The sequence below is a fragment of the Rathayibacter sp. AY1C1 genome (assembly GCF_002932105.1).
Lineage (GTDB): Bacteria > Actinomycetota > Actinomycetes > Actinomycetales > Microbacteriaceae > Rathayibacter.
In genome coordinates, this window is sequence record NZ_PSWH01000004.1 from 19,205 (window position 1) to 40,173 (window position 20,969).

Sequence of the window (20,969 nt, forward strand, 5' to 3'; positions counted from 1 at the left end):
GTCGTTCGTCGTGCGGTGAGGATCAGGACGGGGTCGCGGTGCCTCGTCGGGCGCGCAGCTGCTGCAGCGCCTCCTCGAGGAGCTGAGCCGCCTCGGCCTCGGTGCGGCGCTCCTTCACGTAAGCGAGGTGCGTCTTGTAGGGCTCGGTCTTCGCGACCTGGGGCGGGTTCGCCCGGTCGCGGCCCGCGGGGAGACCGGACTGCGGGGAGTCGATCACCTCGGGGATCTCGTCCTCGGGGAGGGCCGCCGAGAAGTGGCGCACCGTCTCGTTGCCGAGAGCGTCCCAGTAGGAGACCGCGACGCGCTCCGCGTGGAAGCCCCGGTCCTGCTCGCCCATGGGTCCTGCGCCGACGCGCGAACCGCGGATTGCACTGCCGCCTGATGCCATTGCGAGTACCCCTATGCTCCGGTGGTGAACTTGGTGATGAGTCCGAGCACCACGATGCAGGCCAGCCAGACGACGCCCAGGATCACGGTGATGCGGTTCAAGTTGCGCTCGGCGACGCCCGACGCGCCGAGGTTGGAGGTGACTCCGCCCCCGAACATGTCGGACAGACCGCCGCCGCGCCCCTTGTGGAGCAGGATCAGCATGGTGAGCAGGAGGCTCGTGATGCCCAGGATGACCTGGAGCACGACCTGGAGGATGTCCACGCGGTACCTTTCGAAGTTCTGGCGCGTTGCGCGCCCCGACGAGTATAACGGCGCCTGCGAATCCGCGAGGAATGCGTCGTCCCGTGTTCGGGGCGATGTATACGACTGTCCGTCGAGGGGCGGAGCGGGTGGCCTCGTCGCGGTACCCTCGACAACCTCTCCAGTCGCCGGACCGCGAGCCTGTGATCCACGTACTTTCGGATCCATCGAGCCGAACGCGCCACGCTCTCGGAGAGCACCCCGCGACGAGCCGACAGCACCGCACCGGCCAACGCGCGAAGCCGGTGTGGGATCTTCCGAGGCGAACCGGTGATCCGCGTCCGAGCGGATCGCCGTAGCCGAACGCATCCCGCTCTCGGAACCGCGCCCCGTCGCGAAGCCGACCGCGCCACGCCGCGCAGGGAGCGGCGTGGACGACGAGAGGGCGGGCCCGATGGGCCCGCCCTCTCGTCGCAGCAGCTCAGACCCCGACGTGGTTCCGGAATCGCGCGATCGCCGCGAACTCGTCGACCTGGAGGCTGGCGCCTCCGACGAGTGCTCCGTCGACGTCGGGCTCGCGCATGAAGCCGGCGATGTTGCCGGACTTCACGGAGCCGCCGTAGAGGATGCGGGTCTTCGCGGCGGTGTCGGCGCCGAGGACGTCGGCGACGACTCCGCGGAGCGCCTTGCAGACCTGCTGGGCCTGCTCGGGCGTCGCGGCCTGTCCGGAGCCGATGGCCCAGACCGGCTCGTAGGCGACGACGAGGTCGGCGTCCGCGGGGAGGCCGGTGAGGGCCTCCTTCAGCTGGGCGACCGGCACGGCCGACGGGCCGTGCTTCTCGAGGTCCTCCGCGGTCTCGCCGACGCAGATGATCGGAGCGACGCCGTGATTGACGGCCGCGGCCGACTTGGCGGCGATGTCCGCGTCCGTCTCGCCGTGGAGCGTGCGACGCTCCGAGTGGCCGACGATCACGTAGTCGCAGTCGAGCTGCTTCAGGAACTGACCCGAGATCTCACCGGTGTAGGCGCCGCTGTCGAACTTCGAGACGTCCTGCGCGCCGTACTTGAGCGGCAGCTTGTCCGAGTCGACGAGGATCTGCACGGGCCGGAGGTCCGTGAAGGGCGGGAACACCGCGACCTCGACGCCGTCGAAGTCGTGATCGGCGTCCTTGAGGCTCCACGCCAGCTTCTGCACGAAGGCGATGGCCTGGAGGTGGTCCAGGTTCATCTTCCAGTTGCCGGCGATGAGCGGGGTGCGGGCGGTGGTGTCTACCATCCGAGGACCTCCAGTCCGGGGAGGCGCTTGCCCTCGAGGAATTCGAGGCTCGCTCCGCCTCCCGTCGAGATGTGGCCGAACTGGTCGTCGCGGAACCCGAGGGCGCGGACGGCCGCGGCGGAGTCGCCTCCGCCGACGACGCTGAGACCGTCGACCTCGGTGAGCGCCTGCGCGACGGTCTTGGTACCCGCCGCGAACGGCTCGAGCTCGAAGACGCCCATGGGGCCGTTCCAGAACACCGTCCTGGACGCCGCGATGATCTCGGCGAAGTGCGCGGCGGTGTCCGGTCCGATGTCCAGGCCGAGGCCCTTCTCACCGAAGGGCGTGCCCTCGATCGCGTCAGCCGAGGCGACCTGGTGCTCGGCGTCGGGGCCGAACTCCGACGCCACGACGACGTCCGTCGGCAGGACGATCTCCACACCCAGCTCCTTCGCCTTCGCGAGGTAGCCGAGCACGGTGTCGACCTGGTCGGCCTCCAGCAGGCTGGCGCCGACCTCGTGGCCCTGGGCCTTGAGGAAGGTGAAGAGCATTCCGCCGCCGATGAGGATCGAGTCGACCTTCGGCAGCAGGTGCTCGATCACGCCGAGCTTGTCCGAGACCTTCGAGCCGCCGAGGACGACCGCGTAGGGGCGCTCGGGCTTCTCGGTGAGCCGCTCCAGCACCTCGAGCTCGGCCGCGATCAGCGTGCCGGCGGCGCTGGGGAGAAGCTCGGCGAGCTCGTAGACGCTCGCCTGCTTGCGGTGCACGACGCCGAACCCGTCGGAGACGAAGGCGTCGCCGTAGGCGGCCAGCTTCTCGGCGAAGGTGCGGCGCTCGGCTTCGTCCTTGCTCGTCTCGCCGGCGTTGAACCGGAGGTTCTCGAGGACGACGACCTGGCCGTCCTCGAGGGCGTCGACGGCGGCCGAGGCCGCCTCCCCGACGGTGTCCTCGGCGAAGGCCACCGGAGCGTCGAGCAGCTCGCCGAGGCGGGCGGCGACGGGAGCGAGGCTGTACTTCGCCTCGGGCTTCCCCTCGGGGCGCCCGAGGTGGCTCACGACCACGACTCGGGCGCCCTCGGAGACCAGACGCTGGAGCGTGGGCACCGACGCGCGCACGCGGCCGTCGTCCGTGATCGTTCCGTCCTTCAGGGGGACGTTCAGATCGCAGCGAACGACGACGCGCGTGCCTGCGAGGGAGCCCAGTGAGTCCAGAGTGCGGAGCGTCACTGCGCGCAGCCCTTAGAGCTTGCCGGCGACGAACTCGGTGACGTCGACGAGGCGGTTGGAGTAGCCCCACTCGTTGTCGTACCAGGAGGCGACCTTGACCTGGCTGCCGATGACCTTCGTGAGGCCCGCATCGAAGATCGACGAGTGCGGGTCGGTCACGATGTCGCTCGAGACGATCGGGTCCTCGGTGTACTTGAGGATGCCCTTGAGGTCTCCCTCGGAGGCCGCCTTGTACGCCGCGTTGATCTCCTCGACGGTGGCGGGCTTGGTCAGCTCGACGGTGAGGTCGGTGATCGAGCCGGTCGGGACCGGGACGCGGAGGGCGTAGCCGTCGAGCTTGCCGACGAGCTCCGGGATGACCAGGCCGAGCGCCTTGGCGGCACCGGTCGAGGTCGGGATGATGTTGACGGCGGCGGCGCGGGCGCGACGCAGGTCGCTGTGCGGGCCGTCCTGGAGGTTCTGGTCGGCGGTGTACGCGTGGACCGTGGTCATCAGGCCGCGCTCGATGCCGAAGTTGTCGAGCAGCACCTTGGCGAGCGGCGCGAGGCAGTTCGTGGTGCAGGACGCGTTCGAGATGATGTCGTGCGTCGCGGGGTCGTAGGTGTTCTCGTTCACGCCGAGGACCAGGGTCGCGACGTCGCTGCCGGTGGCGGGAGCGGAGACGATGACCTTCTTGGCACCCGCGGTGATGTGCTTGCGCGCGTCCTCCGACTTGGTGAAGCGGCCGGTCGACTCGATGACGACGTCGACTCCCAGCTCGCCCCAGGGGAGGTTCGCGGGGTCGCGCTCCTCGAGGACGATGATCGGCTTGCCGTTGACGACGATGCGGTCGCCGTCGAGCTCGACGGTCGCGTCGAGGCGGCCCGTGATGGAGTCGTACTTCAGGAGGTGCGCGAGGGCCTTGTTGTCGGTGAGGTCGTTGACCGCGACGATCTCGAGGTCGCTGCCCTTGGCGAGGGCTGCACGGAAGAAGTTACGGCCGATACGGCCGAAGCCGTTGATGCCGATCTTGACGGACACAGATATCTCCTGGTGAGGAAAGGCACCTCGACGGTGCAGTGGAGGGGTGGAAGCCGACGACAGGGCGTCCCGGACGCGGGGCCCGGGACGCCGAGATCGCTACGACAGTAGCAGCAGGCCCGAAGTCTTCTCGCGGGCCTTCTCGAAGCGCGCGGAGACGTCGGCCCAGTTCACGATGTTCCAGAACGCCTTGACGTAGTCGGCCTTCACGTTGACGTAGTCGAGGTAGAAGGCGTGCTCCCACATGTCGAGGAGGAGGACCGGGACGGTCGCCGCGGCGAGGTTGCCCTGGTGGTCGTAGAGCTGCTCGATGATGAGCTTCTCGCCGAGAGAGTCCCAGGCGAGGATCGACCAGCCGGAGCCCTGGATGCCGAGGGCCGAGGCGGTGAAGTGGGCGCGGAACTTGTCGAACGACCCGAAGTTGTCGTCGATGGCCGCGGCGAGCTCGCCGACGGGCTTGTCGCCGCCGTCCGGCGAGAGGTTGTTCCAGAACACGGTGTGGTTCACGTGACCGGCGAGGTTGAAGGCGAGGTCCTTCTGGAGCTTGTTCACGTTCGCGAGGTTCTCGCTGTCGCGAGCCTCCTGCAGCGAGGCGAGGGCGGTGTTCGCCCCGGCCACGTACGTCGCGTGGTGCTTGTCGTGGTGGAGCTCCATGATCCGCCCACTGATGTTCGGCTCGAGGGCCGAGTAGTCGTAGGGCAGTTCGGCGAGCGTGTAGTCAGCCATGTGCGATCTCCTGTTCGTGGTCGTCGCTCCCGTGCGACCCGCCGGCGTCTCGGCGTCCTCCGCGAGGCGGAGGAGGAGGGCCGGGAGTGTCCTGAGCGACCCGATCAGTCTAGCGAGGGGGCCCCTCCGCGTTCGGAGGGCTTGCGTTGTTCGACCAGGAGACACTCAGCGTTCGCCGGGCGGGGCGCGCCGTGCGGCCGGGCCTACAGGTCCTGCAGCTCGGCCGGGAGGTTCGCGTCGGTGCCCGGGATGTCGAGGTCGGACGCGCGCTTGTCGGCCATCGCGAGGAGGCGGCGGATGCGGCCGGCGACGGCGTCCTTCGTCATCGGCGGATCGGCGTGGTGGCCGAGCTCGTCGAGGCTCGCGTCGCGGTGCGCGAGGCGCAGGCGCCCGGCGTAGCGGAGGTGCTCGGGGATGTCGTCGCCCAGGATCTCCATCGCGCGCTCGACGCGGGCGCACGCCGCGACGGCGGCCTGGGCGGAGCGGCGGAGGTTCGCGTCGTCGAAGTTGACGAGGCGGTTCGCGGTCGCCCGCACCTCGCGGCGCTGGCGCAGCTCCTCCCAGCTCGCGACGGTCGCGGTCGCGCCCATCAGGGTGAGCATCGCGCTGATGCTCTCGCCGTCGCGGATGACGACCCGGTGGACGCCGCGCACCTCGCGGGACTTGGCCTGGACTCCCAGGCGTCCGGCGGCTCCGACGATCGCCATGGCCGCCTCGTTGCCGGGGCAGATGATCTCGAGCGCCGCGGAGCGGCCCGGGTCGGTCAGCGAGCCCTGGGCGAGGAAGGCGCCGCGCCACAGGGCGGCGAGCTCCTCGCGGGAGCCGGTCGTGAGGCGGTTGGGCAGGCCGCGGACGGGCCGGCCCCGCTGGTCGAGGAGGCCGGTCTGCCGGGCGAGGGTGTCCCCGCCCTCGACGACGCGCACCAGCCAGCTCGTGGTCCTCCGGGATCCGCCGGCCGAGACGATGCTGCCCTCGCTGCGGACGCCGTACAGCTCGGCGAGGTCGCGGCGCACGCGGGTCGCGAGCGGGGCGGAATCGAGCTCGACCTCGACCGCGAGGCGGTTGGAGATGATGTGCAGTCCTCCGGAGAAGCGGAGGATGGTCGCCAGTTCGGCGGCACGGACGGTGTTCTTGCGCGAGACGATCGCGACCAGTTCGCCCTTGACGTCTGCGGTGAGGGCCACGGAGTCTTCCTTACGTCGGGTGCGCGGCTGAGCGCGCGGGGATCATTCTCGGCCGAGGTCGCGGTGCGCCACGTTGACGGCGACGCCCGGCAGCTCGGCCAGACGGGCCGCGACACGGCCCGCGACCGCGACGGAGCGGTGCTTGCCTCCCGTGCAGCCGATCGCGATGGTCGCGTGGCGCTTGTTCTCGCGCTGGTAGCCGTCGAGCACGGGGCGCAGGGCCCGGGAGTAGGAGTCGATGAACTCCTCGGCGCCCTGCTGGGCCAGCACGTAGTCTCTCACCTCTTCGTCGAGACCCGTGTGCGGACGCAGCTCCGGGATCCAGTACGGGTTCGGCAGGAACCGCGCGTCGGCCACCATGTCGGCGTCCGTCGGCAGCCCGTACTTGAAGCCGAAGCTCATCACCGTGACCTGGAGGCCCGCGCGGCCGGCCTCGGCGAAGCGCTCGGTGATGCTGGTGGCCAGCTGGTGGATGTTGAGGTCCGAGGTATCGATGACGATGTCGGCCGACTCCCGCAGCTGAGCGAGGCGCGTCCGCTCGGCGGAGATGCCGTCGAGGAGGGTCCCCCGGCCCTGCAGCGGGTGCGGACGGCGCACCTGCTCGAAGCGGCGGACGAGCGCGGCGTCGGTGGCCTCGAGGAACACCACTCGGAGGTCGACCCCGGCGCGCAGCTCGCGGACGATGTCGCCGAGGTCCTCGAAGAAGTCGCGTCCGCGGACGTCGACGACCGCCGCGATCTTCGGCAGCGTGTCCCCTGCACGCTGCGCCAGGTCGACCAGCGGGCGCAGCATCTGCGGCGGCAGGTTGTCGACGACGTACCAGCCGAGGTCCTCCAGCGCGTTCGCGGCCGTGGACCGGCCCGCTCCGGACATCCCCGTGACGATCAGCACGTCCTGCTGCTCGCTCTCCGTGCTCATGCGCTCTCCGTGCTCGTGTCTGCTCGTGTCCTCGGTGCCGGGCACCGGCCGCTCTCCCCCGGAGCGCGGGCCTCCAGCCTAGGGCGTGCCCCCGACGGCGGACCCGTCCGGATGCAGGTGCGCGTGGATCGCGCCCGCCAGCGTCGGGCCGATGCCCTTGACCTCGGCGATCTCGGCCTCGCCCGCCTCGCGGAGCCGGGCGACGGATCCGAAGTGCTTCAGCAGGTCGCGAACTCGCGTGCCTCCGAGCCCGGGCACCTCGGCCAGCTGCGACGAGATGTCGCGCTTGCGACGCGTCCTCTGGTGGGTGATCGCGAAGCGGTGCGCCTCGTCGCGGATGCGCTGGAAGAGGAAGAGCGCATCGCTGTTGCGCGGCAGGATGACGGGGAAGTCGGAGTCCGGCAGCCAGATCTCCTCGAGGCGCTTGGCGATCCCGCAGAGGGTGATGCCGGTCACCCCGGACTCGTCGAGCGCGCGCTGCGCGGCTGCGACCTGCGGCTGGCCGCCGTCGACGATCAGCAGCTGCGGGGGGTACGAGAACTTGCGCCGCTTGGCCTCGCCGGTCTCGGGGTCGACCGCCGCGGGCTCGACCGGCTCGCGGAGGTACGCGAGGCGGCGGGTGAGCACCTGGTGCAGCGACTCGGTGTCGTCCGTCGACTCGGCGATGGAGAACCGCCGGTACTGGTCCTTCCGCGCGAGCCCGTCCTCGAAGACCACCATCGAGGCGACGATGTTGGTGCCGCTGAGGTGGGAGACGTCGTAGCACTCCATGCGGAGCGGCGCCTCGCTCATGCCGAGGGCGTCGCGGATGTCCTCCAGAGCCTGCGTCCGAGCGGTGAAGTCGGCGGAGCGGCGGGTCTTGTAGAGCATCAGCGAGTGCTTCGCGTTCTGCGTCGCCGTCTCGAGGAGGGCGGCCTTGTCTCCGCGCTGGGCCGCTCGGAGGCGCACGTTCGTGCCGCGCAGTCCGCTCAGCCACTCCTCGAGCGCCTCGGTGTCCTCGGGCAGCTCCGGCACGACGACCTCCCGGGGCGGGACGTCGCCGGTCTCGTAGGCGGCCTGGAGCGCCGTGTCGACGAGCTCCGCCGTGCTCATGTCGAGCTCCATGTCGACGACCCAGCCCCGCTCGCCGCGGATGCGCCCGCCGCGGACCCGGAACTGCTGCACGGAGGCGGCGAGCTCGTCGTGGACGATCGCGTAGAGGTCGACGTCCACGTTGTCCTTGAGCACGACCGCGCTCTTGGCGAGGACCGCGTCGAGGGCGGCGGCCTGATCGCGCAGCTTCCCCGCGCGCTCGTACTCCATCGCCGCCGCGGCCTCGCGCATCTCCTTCTCGAGCTCGCCGATCATCCGGCGGTCGTGGCTGCCCATGAAGGCGACGAAGCGGTCGACCATCTCGCGGTGCTCGGCGAAGGTGACGCGGTGGGAGCAGGGCCCGCCGCAGCGGCCGATCTGCGACGCGAAGCAGGGCTTGCCGCTCTGCATGGCGCGCTTGTAGTTGGAGTCGTTGCAGGTCCTGATCGGGAACGCCTTGATCATCAGGTCGATCGTCTCGTGGATCGCCCAGATCTTGGGGTAGGGCCCGAAGTAGCGGGCCTTCCTGATCTTGGCGTTCCGCGTGACCATCACCCGCGGGGCCTCGTCGCCGAGCGTCACCGCCATGTAGGGGTAGGACTTGTCGTCGCGGAACTTGACGTTGAAGGGTGGATCGAACTCGTTGATCCAGGTGAACTCGAGCTGCAGGGCCTCGACGTCGGTGCCGACGACGGTCCACTCGACGCCGGAGGCCGAGGTGACCATCCGCCGGGTGCGCTCGTGCAGGCTCGGCAGCGGGGCGAAGTAGTTGCTCAGCCGCGCGCGGAGGTTCTTGGCCTTGCCCACGTAGAGCACCCGCCCCCGGGCGTCCGTGAAGCGGTACACGCCCGGGAGGGTCGGGATCTCCCCCGGCTTCGGCCGGAAGTCGACTGTCTGCGCCATGCCTCTCGCTCGCGTCAGCCGAGGATCTCGGCGAGGAACATGCCGGTGTGGCTGCCCTCGACCTTCGCCACGTGCTCGGGGGTGCCCACCGCGACCACCTGTCCGCCGCCGGCGCCGCCCTCGGGACCCATGTCGATCAGCCAGTCGGCCGACTTGATGACGTCGAGGTTGTGCTCGATGGTGATCACCGTGTTGCCCTTGTCGACCAGGCCGTTGAGGACGAGGAGGAGCTTGCGGACGTCCTCGAAGTGCAGGCCCGTCGTCGGCTCGTCGAGCACGTAGACGCTGCGGCCGTTGGAGCGGCGCTGGAGCTCGGTCGCCAGCTTGACGCGCTGCGCCTCGCCGCCGGAGAGCGTGGTCGCGCTCTGCCCGAGGCGGACGTAGCCGAGGCCCACCTCCACCAGCGTGCGGAGGAAGCGGTGGATCGCCGTGATCGGCTCGAAGAAGTCGGCCGCCTCGGCGATCGGCATGTCGAGCACCTCGGCGATGTTCTTGCCCTTGTAGTGCACGGTCAGGGTGTCGCGGTTGTAGCGCGCTCCCCCGCAGACCTCGCACGCGACGTAGACGTCGGGCAGGAAGTTCATCTCGATCTTGATGGTGCCGTCGCCCGAGCAGGCCTCGCAGCGGCCGCCCTTGACGTTGAAGCTGAAGCGGCCGGGCAGGTACCCCCGCGCCTTCGCCTCGGTGGTCTCGGCGAAGAGGTTGCGGATGCGGTCGAACACGCCCGTGTAGGTGGCGGGGTTCGAGCGCGGCGTGCGGCCGATCGGATTCTGGTCGACGTGCACGACCTTGTCGAGGTTCTCGAGGCCGGTGACGCGCGTGTGCTTGCCCGGCACCTTGCGGGCGCCGTTGAGCTGGTTGGCGAGCACGCGGTAGAGGATGTCGTTCACGAGGGTGCTCTTGCCGGAGCCGGAGACCCCGGTGACCGCGACGAACGTGCCGAGCGGGAACTCCGCGTCGACCTTGCGGAGGTTGTTGGCGTTCGCCCCGACGACCTTGATCATCCGCTTGCGGTCGATCTTCCGCCGCTTCTTCGGGACCTCGATCGCCTTGCGGCCCGAGACGTAGTCGCCGGTGAGCGAGTGGGTGTTCTCGAGCAGCGACTCGTAGGAGCCGGAGTGCACGACCTTGCCGCCGTTGACCCCGGCGCCCGGGCCGATGTCGACGATCCAGTCGGCGGTGCGGATGGTGTCCTCGTCGTGCTCGACCACGATCAGCGTGTTGCCCAGGTCGCGCAGCTTGATGAGGGTGTCGATCAGGCGGCGGTTGTCGCGCTGGTGCAGGCCGATGCTCGGCTCGTCGAGCACGTAGAGCACGCCGGTCAGCCCGGAGCCGATCTGGGTCGCCAGGCGGATGCGCTGCGCCTCGCCGCCCGACAGGGAGGCGGCGGCGCGCGAGAGGTTGAGGTAGTTGAGCCCGACCTCGATGAGGAAGTCGATGCGCGCGCGGATCTCGCGCAGCACCTGCGCGGCGATGTGCGCCTCGCGGTCGGTCAGCTCGAGCCGGCTCATGAAGTCCTGGGCGTCGCCGAGGCTGAGGTCGGCCACGTCCGCGATGCTCGCCCCGTGCACGAGCACGGCGAGCACCTCGGGCTTGAGGCGGGAGCCCTTGCACACGGGGCAGGGCACCTCGCGGAGGAACTCGGACCAGCGGGTGCGCTGGACGTCGGTCTCGGCCTGGACGAACTGGCGCTCGATGTAGGGCACGACGCCCTCGAAGCCCGAGGTGTAGCTCATCTCGCGGCCGTAGCGGTTCTTCCACTTGACCTTGACCTCGAAGTTGTCGCCGTGGAGGACGGCCTGCTGCACCTCGGTGCTGAGGCGCTTCCACGGGGTGGTGAGCGTGAAGCCGAGGTCGCGGGAGAGGCCGTCGAGCAGCTTCTCGTAGTACTGGAACAGGCCCTTGCCCTGGGTGGTCCAGGGGATGATGACGCCCTCGGCGATGCTCAGGTCGGGGTCGCCGAGCAGCAGCTCGTCGTCGACCGACATGCGCGTGCCGAGGCCCGAGCACTCCGGGCAGGCGCCGAAGGGCGCGTTGAAGGAGAAGGTCCGCGGCTCGATCTCGGTCAGCGAGATCGGGTGGTTGTTGGGGCAGGACAGCTTTTCGGAGTAGGTGGTCCAGGCGCCGTCGCCCTCGCCGTCGACGTAGTTGATCTGCACGATGCCGTCGGTGAGCCGCAGGGCCGTCTCGAGCGAGTCGGTGAGGCGCCCGAGGATGTCGGGGCCGGCCACGAGCCGGTCGACCACGACGGAGATGTCGTGCTTGTACTGCTTCTTGAGCACCGGCGGCTCGCTCAGCTGGACGAGCTTCCCGTCCACCATGGCGCGGGAGTAGCCGCCCGCGGTCAGCTCCTTGAAGAGGTCGACGAACTCGCCCTTCTTCTGCGAGACGACGGGGCTGAGGATCTGGTAGCGGGTACCGGTCTCGAGCTCCATCAGCTGGTCGGCGATCTGCTGCACGGTCTGCGCGGAGATCCGCTCGCTGCAGATGGGGCAGTGCGGGACGCCGATGCGCGCCCACAGCAGACGCATGTAGTCGAAGATCTCGGTGATCGTGCCGACGGTGGAGCGCGGGTTGCGGTTCGTCGACTTCTGGTCGATCGAGACCGCGGGGCTGAGGCCCTCGATGAAGTCGACGTCAGGCCGGTCCACCTGCCCGAGGAACTGGCGGGCGTACGCGGAGAGGGACTCGACGTAGCGCCGCTGGCCCTCCGCGAAGATCGTGTCGAAGGCCAGGGAGGACTTGCCCGAGCCCGAGAGACCGGTGAACACCACCATCGAGTCGCGCGGGATCTCGAGGTCGACGTTCTGCAGGTTGTGCACCCGCGCGCCGCTCACCACCAGCTTCGAGGACGACTCGTCGAGCGAGGAGACGAAGCGGTGGAAGGAGGGAGAGGGGGTGGAGGAGGGGTCCGTAACGGCGTTCAGGATCGACACCCCGAAAGTGTATGCGGAGCCACCGACATCGCCCGTGGCGTTCGCTGGGCGCTGATCCGCGGGCCCCTCCCCTTGCGGATCAGCGCCTCCGATCAGGACAGGTGCCCGGCCTTCTCCATCTGGCGGAGCTCGCGCTTGAGCTCCTGGACCTCGTCCCGCAGCCGGGCCGCGAGCTCGAACTTGAGCTCGCCCGCCGCCTGGAGCATCTGCCCGTTGAGGTCGGAGATGATCGCCTCGAGGTCGTTGCCGCCGTTCGCGGCGAGACCCTGACGGCGCAGGTTCGGCGTCGGGCTCTTCTTCTTGGCGTCGCGCCCGGCGAGCAGCTTGGCGGTGTCGGCCCCCTCGCGGGCGAGGGCGTCGGTGATGTCGGCGATCTTCTTCCGCAGCGGCGTCGGGTCGATGCCGTGGTCGAGGTTGTAGGCGACCTGCTTCTCGCGTCGGCGGTCGGTCTCGTCGATCGCGAGCCGCATCGAGTCCGTCACCTTGTCGGCGTACATGTGGACCTCGCCCGAGACGTTGCGCGCCGCACGGCCGATCGTCTGGATCAGCGACGTGGACGAGCGGAGGAAGCCCTCCTTGTCGGCGTCGAGGATCGCCACGAGCGAGACCTCGGGCAGGTCGAGCCCCTCGCGCAGCAGGTTGATGCCGACCAGGACGTCGTACACGCCCGCCCGCAGCTCCGAGAGGAGCTCGACGCGCCGCAGGGTGTCGACGTCGGAGTGCAGGTAGCGGACCCGGACGCCGGCCTCCGTGAGGAAGTCGGTGAGCTCCTCGGCCATGCGCTTCGTCAGCGTCGTGACGAGCACGCGCTCGTCGCGCTCGGTGCGGCGCTTGATCTCCTCGAGCAGGTCGTCGATCTGGCCCTTCGTCGGCTTGACGACGATCTCGGGATCGATCAGGCCGGTCGGGCGGATGATCTGCTCGACGATGCCGTCGGCGATGCCCATCTCGTAGCGGCCCGGGGTCGCCGAGAGGTAGACGGTCTGGCCGACGCGCGACTTGAACTCCTCCCACTTCAGGGGCCGGTTGTCCATCGCCGAGGGCAGGCGGAAGCCGTGCTCGACCAGCGTGCGCTTGCGGGAGGCGTCGCCCTCGTACATCGCACCGATCTGCGGCACCGTCACGTGCGACTCGTCGATCACGACGAGGAAGTCGTCCGGGAAGTAGTCGAGCAGGCAGTGCGGGGCCTCTCCCGACTCGCGGCCGTCGATGTGCCGGGAGTAGTTCTCGATGCCGGAGCAGAATCCGATCTGCTGCATCATCTCGAGATCGAAGGTCGTGCGCATCCGCAGGCGCTGCGCCTCGAGGAGCTTGTTCTGCTTCTCGAGGTCGGCCAGGCGCACCTCGAGCTCCTGCTGGATGGTGTCGATCGCACGGTGCATGACGTCCTGGCTGGCGACGTAGTGCGAGCCGGGGAAGACCGACACGGAGTCGAGCTTCCGGACGATGTCGCCGGTGAGCGGGTGGAGCGTGTAGAGCGCCTCGATCTCGTCGCCGAACATCTCGATCCGGATCGCGAGCTCCTCGTACATCGGGATGATCTCGATCGTGTCGCCCCGCACTCGGAAGGTGCCGCGGGCGAAGTCGACGTCGTTGCGCGCGTACTGCATCGACACGAACTTGCGGATGAGGCGGTCCCGGTCGACCCGCTGGCCGACCTGGAGCGCCACCATCGCCTCGAGGTACTGCTCGGGCTGGCCGAGGCCGTAGATGCAGGAGACGGTCGACACCACGATCACGTCGCGGCGGCTCAGGAGCGAGTTCGTGGTGGAGTGGCGCAGCCGCTCGACCTCGGCGTTGACCGAGCTGTCCTTCTCGATGAAGGTGTCGGTCTGCGGGACGTAGGCCTCGGGCTGGTAGTAGTCGTAGTACGAGACGAAGTACTCGACGGCGTTGTTGGGGAATAGCTCGCGGAACTCGTTGGCGAGCTGCGCGGCGAGGGTCTTGTTGTGCGCGAGCACGAGCGTGGGACGCTGCACGGCCTCGACGAGCCAGGCCGTGGTCGCGGACTTGCCGGTCCCGGTGGCGCCCAGCAGGACGACATCGGTCTCGCCGGCGTTGATGCGGGCGCTCAGATCGGCGATCGCGCCGGGCTGGTCACCGCTCGGCTTGTACTCGCTGATGACCTCGAACGGGTGCACGGCACGGGTTGGCTCCATGGTTCGAAGCGTAGCCGCGACCACCGACACCTGACGGCGCGTGCGCTGGCGGCGAACGGGGGTGCGCTCTCCGGCCGGGCCGCTCGGCCACGAGGGCGGGTGTCCGGGAGGGACCGTCAGCGGGCGAGCCGCTCCCACAGCGCGTCGGTCCGAGCGAGCGTCTCCTCCAGCGTGCCGGAGGAGTCGATCACGACGTCGGCGAGGGCGAGGCGCTCCTCGTCGCTCGCCTGCGACGAGACCCGCGCACGTGCCTCCTCCTCGGTCAATCCCCGGAGGGCGACGAGACGCTCGATGCGGAGGTGCTGCGGCGCGTGCACGACGACCACCTCGTCGAACTCCCCCGCTCCGCGGCCCTCGGCCAGGAGGGGGACGTCGTAGACGACCACCGCGTCCGGGTCCGCCTCGGCGGCCTCCGCGAACAGCCGCTGCGAGCGGAGCGTCACCGCCGGATGGGTGATCGCATTGAGGTCGGCGCGGGCCGCCGCGTCCGAGAAGACGATCGCGCCGAGCGCCGGGCGGTCCAGCGCGCCGTCCGCGCGGATCACGGACGGGCCGAAGCGCTCGGCGATCGCCGCCAGCGCCGACTCCCCCGGCTCGACGACCTCGCGCGCGAGGACGTCGGCGTCGACCACCACCGCTCCGTGCTCGGCGAGACGGCGGGCGACAGTGGACTTGCCCGAGGCGATGCCTCCGGTGAGGGCGACGAGATGCACCCGGCCACCCTACCCAGCGCCGTCGCCCGGAACGCCGAACGGCCGGCCCCCGAGGGGACCGGCCGTTCGATGCGATGTGCTCGCGATCAGTTGTTCGAGGACAGCTTCTCGCGGAGCGCGGCGAGCGACTCGTCGTCGGCGAGGGTGCCGCCGGTGGTCGACTCGCTGGTGAAGCCGGCGCCGACCGAGACGCCCTCGGAGACGGTGGCCGCCTCCTCCTGCGACTTGGCCACCTGGGCCTTGTGGGCCTCCCAGCGCGCCTGAGCAGCGGCGTACTCCTGCTCCCAGGCCTCGCGCTGCGACTCGAAGCCCTCGCGCCACTCGTTGGTCTCGGGGTCGAAGCCCTCGGGGTACTTGTAGTTCCCCTGGTCGTCGTACTCCGTGGCCATGCCGTAGAGCGCCGGGTCGAACTCGGTGCCCTCGGGGTCGACGTTCTCGTTCGCCTGCTTGAGCGAGAGGGAGATGCGGCGACGGTCGAGGTCGATGTCGATGACCTTGACGAACACCTCTTCGCCGACCGACACGACCTGCTCGGCGAGCTCGACGTGCTTGCCCGACAGCTCGGAGATGTGGACGAGGCCCTCGATGCCGTCCGCGACGCGGACGAAGGCACCGAACGGGACCAGCTTCGTGACCTTGCCCGGCGCGACCTGTCCGATCGCGTGGGTGCGGGCGAAGACCTGCCACGGGTCCTCCTGGGTCGCCTTGAGCGAGAGCGACACGCGCTCGCGGTCGAGGTCGACCTCGAGGATCTCGACGGTGACCTCCTGGCCCACCTCGACGACCTCGGAGGCGTGCTCGATGTGCTTCCAGGAGAGCTCGGAGACGTGGACGAGACCGTCGACCCCGCCGAGGTCGACGAACGCACCGAAGTTGACGATCGACGACACGACGCCCTTGCGGACCTGACCCTTGTGCAGGTTGTTCAGGAACGTGGTGCGGCTCTCGGACTGGGTCTGCTCGAGGAGCGCGCGACGCGACAGGACCACGTTGTTGCGGTTCTTGTCGAGCTCGAGGATCTTCGCCTCGATCTCCTGGCCGAGGTACGGCGTGAGGTCGCGGACGCGGCGCAGCTCGATGAGCGAGGCCGGGAGGAAGCCGCGGAGGCCGATGTCGACGATGAGACCGCCCTTGACGACCTCGATGACCGAGCCGGTGACGACGCCGTCCGACTCCTTGATCTTCTCGACGTCGCCCCACGCACGCTCGTACTGCGCACGCTTCTTGGACAGGATCAGGCGACCCTCCTTGTCCTCCTTCTGGAGGACGAGGGCCTCGACGCTGTCGCCCACGTTGACGACCTCGGAGGGGTCGACGTCGTGCTTGATGGAGAGCTCGCGCGAGGGGATGACGCCCTCGGTCTTGTAGCCGACGTCGAGGAGGACCTCGTCGCGGTCGATCTTCACGACGGTGCCTTCGATGAGGTCTCCGTCGTTGAAGAACTTCAGAGTCTTTTCGACCGCGGCAAGAAAGTCTTCAGCAGACCCGATGTCGTTGATCGCGACCTGCTTGGTTGCCTTGTCGGTCGTTGCGGTTGTCATTAAGGGATGCTCCAGGATGGATGGGTCTCGGGCGGCGGCCGCCTGCGGGCCTCGCGGCTCGGCGGAATGGTGACCACTGCGGTGGTGAGGGATGTGCCTCCGGCCCGGGAGCCGCGCTCGGCCGGCCGGAGGACCGGCCTTCCTCGCGCGCCGCGGGCACGGCGGCGCCACAGATGTGACACCCCAGCTTAGACGCCCCGGGAGGCGCACGGCAATCTCGCCGCGCCCGTCCAGGCGCGGGTTCCGGAGTCAGCCGGCGAGGGAGGAGCGGAGGGTGTCGAGACCGACGCCGCCGAGGTCGAGCGCCCTCCGGTGGAAGGCCGCGAGCGAGAACGCGGCGCCCTCGCGCGCCTCCGCCTCGTCGCGCAGCTGCTCCCAGATCCGCTGCCCGATCTTGTAGGACGGAGCCTGCCCCGGCCAGCCGAGGTACCGGTTCACCTCGAAGCGCACGAACGCGTCGTCCATGTTCACGTTGGCCCGCATGAAGTCGAGGGCCGACTCGGCGGTCCAGACGGTGCCGGAGCCCGGCATCGGCTTCTGGAGGTGCACGCCGATGTCCAGCACGACGCGCGCCGCGCGCATCCGCTGGCCGTCGAGCATGCCCAGGCGGTCGGCCGGGTCGTCGAGGTAGCCGAAGCGCTCCATCAGCCGCTCCGCGTAGAGCGCCCAGCCCTCGGCGTGGCCGGAGGTCCCGGCGAGCTGACGGCGCCAGGTGTTGAGGCGGGCGCGGTTGTGGACGGCCTGGCCGATCTGCAGGTGATGGCCCGGGACGCCCTCGTGGTAGACCGTGGTCAGCTCCCGCCAGGTGGCGAACTCGGTGACTCCGGCCGGGACCGACCACCACATCCGCCCTGGGCGCGAGAAGTCGTCGCTCGGACCGGTGTAGTAGATGCCGCCCTCCTGGGTCGGCGCGATCCTGCACTCGAGGCGGCGCACCTCCTCCGGGATGTCGAAGGCGGTGCCGGCGAGCTCGCGGACGGAGCGGTCGCTGGTCTCCTGCATCCACGCCTGCAGAGCGTCGACGCCGTGCAGAGTGCGGGCCGGGTCCGCCTCGAGGTGGGCGATCGCCTCGGCGACGGAGGCGCCGGGCAGGATCTCGCGCGCGATCGCCTCCTGCTCGGACGTCGTGCGGGCCAGCTCCTCGATCCCCCACTCGTAGGTCTCGTCGAGGTCGACGACAGCGCCGAGGAAGCGGCGGGAGTGCAGCGCGTACAGCTCCCGGCCGACGGCGTCCTGCTCGGTCGCGGCGGGGGCGAGCTCGCCCCGGAGGAACTGCGCGAGCGACCCGTAGGCGGCCGAGGCACGGCGGGCGCCGTCCTCCAGCCGCTGAGCGAGCGACGCGGGCAGGGATCCGGCGGCGGGAGCGGCCTCCGCGGCCAGCTCGGCGAAGAACCCGCGGGGAGCGGCGATCTTCCGCGCCTGCTCGGCGACGAGCTCGACCTGGCGGCGGGCGGGGACCACGCCGGTGCGGATCCCCTCGCGCAGGGTCTCCGCGTAGCCCTCGAGGGCGGCCGGCACGGCCAGCAGCCGCTCGGCGACCGCCTCCCAGTCGGCGACCTCGTCCGTCGGCATCAGGTCGAAGACGTCGCGCAGCTCCTGCGCCGGGGACGCGATCACGTTGAGGTCCCGCAGCGGCAGACCGGCGTCGTGCCCCTCCAGGGAGAGCCGGAGCTGGGCGCCGAGGTCGGCGGCCGTGACGCGGTCGACGTCGTCCACGGGGTCGGCGGCCTCGAGCTCGGCGAGGGCCGAGGCGGTCGCCGCCCGGGCCTGCTCGAGACCGGCCGGCGAGTAGTCGCCCAGACGGCCGTTCGCGCCGCTGCGTCCGATCGCGGTGCCGAGGGTGGGGTCGAGGTCGACGAGCGTGTCGACCCAGCGCTCGGCGACGGCGTCGACGGCGGTGGGCTCGCGGGGGGTGTCGGTGCTCATGCCTCCGAGCCTAGCCAGGCCCTGCGGCCGGCTCAGTGCGCGGCGACGTCCCAGTCGGACCCGTGGCCCACCTGCACCTCGAGCGGGACGCTCAGGTCGGCGGCACCCGCCATCCGGCCGCGGACGACCGCCTCGAGCGACTCCTCCTCGCCGGGGGCGACGTCGAAGATCAGCTCGTCGTGCACCTGGAGGAGCATCCGCGAGCCGAGCCCCTGCTCGTCGAGGTCGGCCTGCACGCCGATCATCGCGCGCTTCATGATGTCGGCGGCCGAGCCCTGGATCGGCGAGTTGAGTGCCGCCCTCTCGGCGTTGTCGCGGAGGACGCGGTTCGCGCTCTGCAGGTCGGGGAACGGACGCCGGCGTCCGAAGATCGTCTCGGTGTAGCCGGTCTCGCGGGCCTGCTCGACGACGCTGCGGAGGTAGTCGCGCACCGCGCCGAAGCGGACGAAGTAGTCGGTCATCAGCTGCTTGGCCTCGGCGCTCGAGATGCGCAGCTGCTTCGACAGGCCGAAGGCGCTCAGGCCGTAGGCGAGACCGTACGACATCGCCTTGACCTTGTTGCGCATGGCCGAGGTGACGTCGCCCGGATCGACGCCGAAGATCCGCGATCCGACGAAGCGGTGCAGGTCCTCGCCGGAGTGGAAGGCCTCGATCAGCCCGGCGTCCCCGGAGAGGTGCGCCATGATCCGCATCTCGATCTGCGAGTAGTCGGCGGTGAGGAGGGTGCTCGCGTCCGCTCCGTGGACGAAGGCGGTGCGGATGCGGCGGCCCACCTCGCTGCGGACGGGGATGTTCTGCAGGTTCGGGTCGTTGGAGGAGATCCGGCCGGTGGCCGTGCCGGTCTGGTCGTAGCTGGTGTGGATCCGGCCGTCGGCGGTGACCGACTTCTCGAGCGTCTCGATGATCTGCTTGAGCTTGGTCGCGTCGCGGTGCTCGAGGAGCAGCCCGAGGAACGGGTGCGGGTGGGACTCCTGCAGGTCGGCGAGGGCGGAGGCGTCGGTGGTGTAGCCCGTCTTCGTGGCCCGGGTGCGCGGCATGTCGAGCTCCTCGAAGAGGACCTGCTGCAGCTGCTTGGGCGAGCCGAGGTTCATCTCGTGGCCGATCTCCGCGAACGCGCGGCTCGCGAGGTCGGCGGCCGAGACGGTCAGCTCGGCGCGGAGGCGCGCCAGCACGTCGGCGTCGATCGCGACGCCGGTGAGCTCCATCGTCGCGAGGACCTGGACGATCGGCAGCTCGATGTCGACGAGCACCGAGAGCATCCCCTCGCCCAGCCGCTCGCGCAGCGGAGCGACGAGCCGGTACGCGTACCAGGCCTCGGTGGCGGGCCCCATCGGATCGACGGTGGGGACCAGCTGGTTCGGGTCGCCCTGCGCCATGGTCTCGTCGAGGTGCTGCGCGACCTGCGCCGCGAGCGTGGCCGGGTGCCCGGTGGGCTGCACCAGCCAGGAGGCGACGCGGGTGTCGAACGCGAGCCCCGCGACGGGGAGTCCGGCCCTCCGCAGCGCCTTGATCTGGGGCTTCGCGTCGGCGAAGTACTTGGGGGCGGGCCCGGCCAGCCACTGCTCGAGCGCGGTGTAGTCGGGTCGCTCGGCGGCCCACGGGACGAACGCCGTCTCCTTCTCGACCGCGAGACCCACACCCTCGAGCCCGCCGGCTCCGAGCAGGACCTGCACGGCGACGGGCGCGGTGCCCTTCGCCGACACGCGGTCGAGCCAGTGCGCGAGCTCCTCGTCGACCAGGGTGCGGACGGCGGGTGCGGAGGTCGTGACCACGTCGCCCGCCAGGGCCGCGGCAGCGCCGTCGACGCCCTCCTCCGCGGCGATCGTGAGGACCCGCTCCTGCAGGGTCTTGAACTCGAGGCGGCTGAAGATCTCGCGGACCGCGTCGGGATCGATCGGACGGCGCGTCAGATCGTGCGGCCCGAGGGGGAGCTCGACGTCCGTCACCAGCCGGTTGAGGCGGCGGTTGCGGAGCGCGTTCTCCTTCTGCTCGCGTAGCTTCTCGCCGACCACGCCCTTGATCTCGTCGGCGTGGGCGATGATGTCGGCGACCGTGCCGTACTGGTTGACCCACTTCGCGGCCGTCTTGGGGCCGACCTTGTCGACGCCGGGCAGGTTGTCGCTGGTCTCGCCGACGAGCGCGGCGATCTCGGGGTACTGGTGCGGCTCGACGCCGTACTTCTCGAAGACCTTGTCGCGGTCGTAGCGGGTGAGCTGCGAGACGCCCTGGGTGGAGGGGTAGAGCAGGGTGACGTCCGGGGTCACCAGCTGTATGGTGTCGCGATCGCCCGAGACGACCAGCACGCGGAAGCCGGCCTCGGCCCCCTGGCGCGCGAGCGTCGCGAGGATGTCGTCGGCCTCGAAGTCCTCCTTCGAGACGGTCCGGATGTTCATGGCGTGCAGCGCCTCCTCGAGGAGGGGGACCTGGCCCTTGAACTCGGGCGGCGTCTCGCCGCGGGTGCCCTTGTACTCCGGGTACTCGCGGGTGCGGAACGAGTAGCGGGAGATGTCGAACGCGACGCCGAGGTGGGTCGGCTTCTCGTTCTTCAGCAGCAGGATCAGCATCGAGAGGAAGCCGTGGATGGCGTTGGTGTGCTGGCCCTCGCGGGTCTGGAAGCTGTCGACCGGGAGCGCGTAGAACGCCCGGAACGCCAGGGAATGGCCGTCGACGAGCAGGAGGGTAGGCTGTTCCGGATCTGACACAGGGCCAGACTACACAGCGCCTCCGACACCGGATCGGCCCGCTCGCGCCCGCCGGTCAG

The 20,969-nt window shown here is 70.1% G+C and carries 15 protein-coding genes; all 15 read right to left on the reverse strand.

Going from position 1 to position 20,969, the window contains the following annotated elements:
- Positions 1 to 22: 22 nt before the first annotated feature.
- Positions 23 to 388 (reverse strand): RNA polymerase-binding protein RbpA, encoded by a 366-nt coding sequence (locus C5C71_RS03000; protein ID WP_055791968.1) that lies wholly within the window; start codon positions 386 to 388, stop codon positions 23 to 25.
- A gap of 11 nt (positions 389 to 399) precedes the next feature.
- Positions 400 to 651: a preprotein translocase subunit SecG gene (gene secG, locus C5C71_RS03005; RefSeq protein ID WP_104221915.1), complete on the reverse strand. Its 252-nt coding sequence runs from the start codon at positions 649 to 651 to the stop codon at positions 400 to 402.
- A 460-nt stretch (positions 652 to 1,111) separates the two neighbouring features.
- On the reverse strand, positions 1,112 to 1,906 hold the full coding sequence (gene tpiA / locus C5C71_RS03010; protein ID WP_104267318.1) for a triose-phosphate isomerase: 795 nt from the start codon (positions 1,904 to 1,906) through the stop codon (positions 1,112 to 1,114).
- Positions 1,900 to 3,111, reverse strand: a complete 1,212-nt coding sequence (locus tag C5C71_RS03015) for a phosphoglycerate kinase (protein ID WP_104337127.1) — start codon at positions 3,109 to 3,111, stop codon at positions 1,900 to 1,902. The genes tpiA and C5C71_RS03015 overlap by 7 nt, the downstream gene beginning before the upstream one ends.
- Before the next feature lie 12 nt (positions 3,112 to 3,123).
- Positions 3,124 to 4,131: a type I glyceraldehyde-3-phosphate dehydrogenase gene (gap, locus tag C5C71_RS03020; protein WP_104221909.1), complete on the reverse strand. Its 1,008-nt coding sequence runs from the start codon at positions 4,129 to 4,131 to the stop codon at positions 3,124 to 3,126.
- Between the two features lie 99 nt (positions 4,132 to 4,230).
- Entirely contained in the window at positions 4,231 to 4,857 is a 627-nt protein-coding gene (locus C5C71_RS03025; RefSeq protein WP_104221907.1) for a superoxide dismutase, read from the reverse strand.
- A 203-nt stretch (positions 4,858 to 5,060) separates the two neighbouring features.
- The gene (whiA, locus tag C5C71_RS03030; RefSeq protein WP_104221905.1) at positions 5,061 to 6,041 is read right to left on the reverse strand and encodes a DNA-binding protein WhiA; all 981 of its coding nucleotides are present in this window, start codon (positions 6,039 to 6,041) and stop codon (positions 5,061 to 5,063) included.
- 42 nt (positions 6,042 to 6,083) lie between these two features.
- Entirely contained in the window at positions 6,084 to 6,959 is an 876-nt protein-coding gene (rapZ, locus tag C5C71_RS03035; RefSeq protein WP_097166020.1) for an RNase adapter RapZ, read from the reverse strand.
- Positions 6,960 to 7,037: 78 nt separating this feature from the next.
- Positions 7,038 to 8,933, reverse strand: coding sequence for an excinuclease ABC subunit UvrC (uvrC, locus tag C5C71_RS03040; protein ID WP_104337128.1), 1,896 nt, complete (start codon positions 8,931 to 8,933; stop codon positions 7,038 to 7,040).
- Between the two features lie 14 nt (positions 8,934 to 8,947).
- The gene (gene uvrA / locus C5C71_RS03045) at positions 8,948 to 11,773 is read right to left on the reverse strand and encodes an excinuclease ABC subunit UvrA (RefSeq protein WP_244229661.1); all 2,826 of its coding nucleotides are present in this window, start codon (positions 11,771 to 11,773) and stop codon (positions 8,948 to 8,950) included.
- 188 nt (positions 11,774 to 11,961) lie between these two features.
- Positions 11,962 to 14,028: an excinuclease ABC subunit UvrB gene (gene uvrB / locus C5C71_RS03050; RefSeq protein ID WP_104221901.1), complete on the reverse strand. Its 2,067-nt coding sequence runs from the start codon at positions 14,026 to 14,028 to the stop codon at positions 11,962 to 11,964.
- A gap of 116 nt (positions 14,029 to 14,144) precedes the next feature.
- Positions 14,145 to 14,741: a dephospho-CoA kinase gene (coaE, locus tag C5C71_RS03055; RefSeq protein WP_104337129.1), complete on the reverse strand. Its 597-nt coding sequence runs from the start codon at positions 14,739 to 14,741 to the stop codon at positions 14,145 to 14,147.
- An 86-nt stretch (positions 14,742 to 14,827) separates the two neighbouring features.
- Entirely contained in the window at positions 14,828 to 16,282 is a 1,455-nt protein-coding gene (rpsA, locus tag C5C71_RS03060) for a 30S ribosomal protein S1 (RefSeq protein WP_104221897.1), read from the reverse strand.
- Positions 16,283 to 16,531: 249 nt separating this feature from the next.
- A complete protein-coding gene (locus tag C5C71_RS03065; RefSeq protein WP_104337130.1) occupies positions 16,532 to 18,208 on the reverse strand; it encodes a DUF885 domain-containing protein in 1,677 nt (558 codons plus the stop codon).
- Between the two features lie 32 nt (positions 18,209 to 18,240).
- Positions 18,241 to 20,910 (reverse strand): DNA polymerase I, encoded by a 2,670-nt coding sequence (gene polA, locus C5C71_RS03070; RefSeq protein WP_104337131.1) that lies wholly within the window; start codon positions 20,908 to 20,910, stop codon positions 18,241 to 18,243.
- Between the last annotated feature and the right edge of the window lie 59 nt (positions 20,911 to 20,969).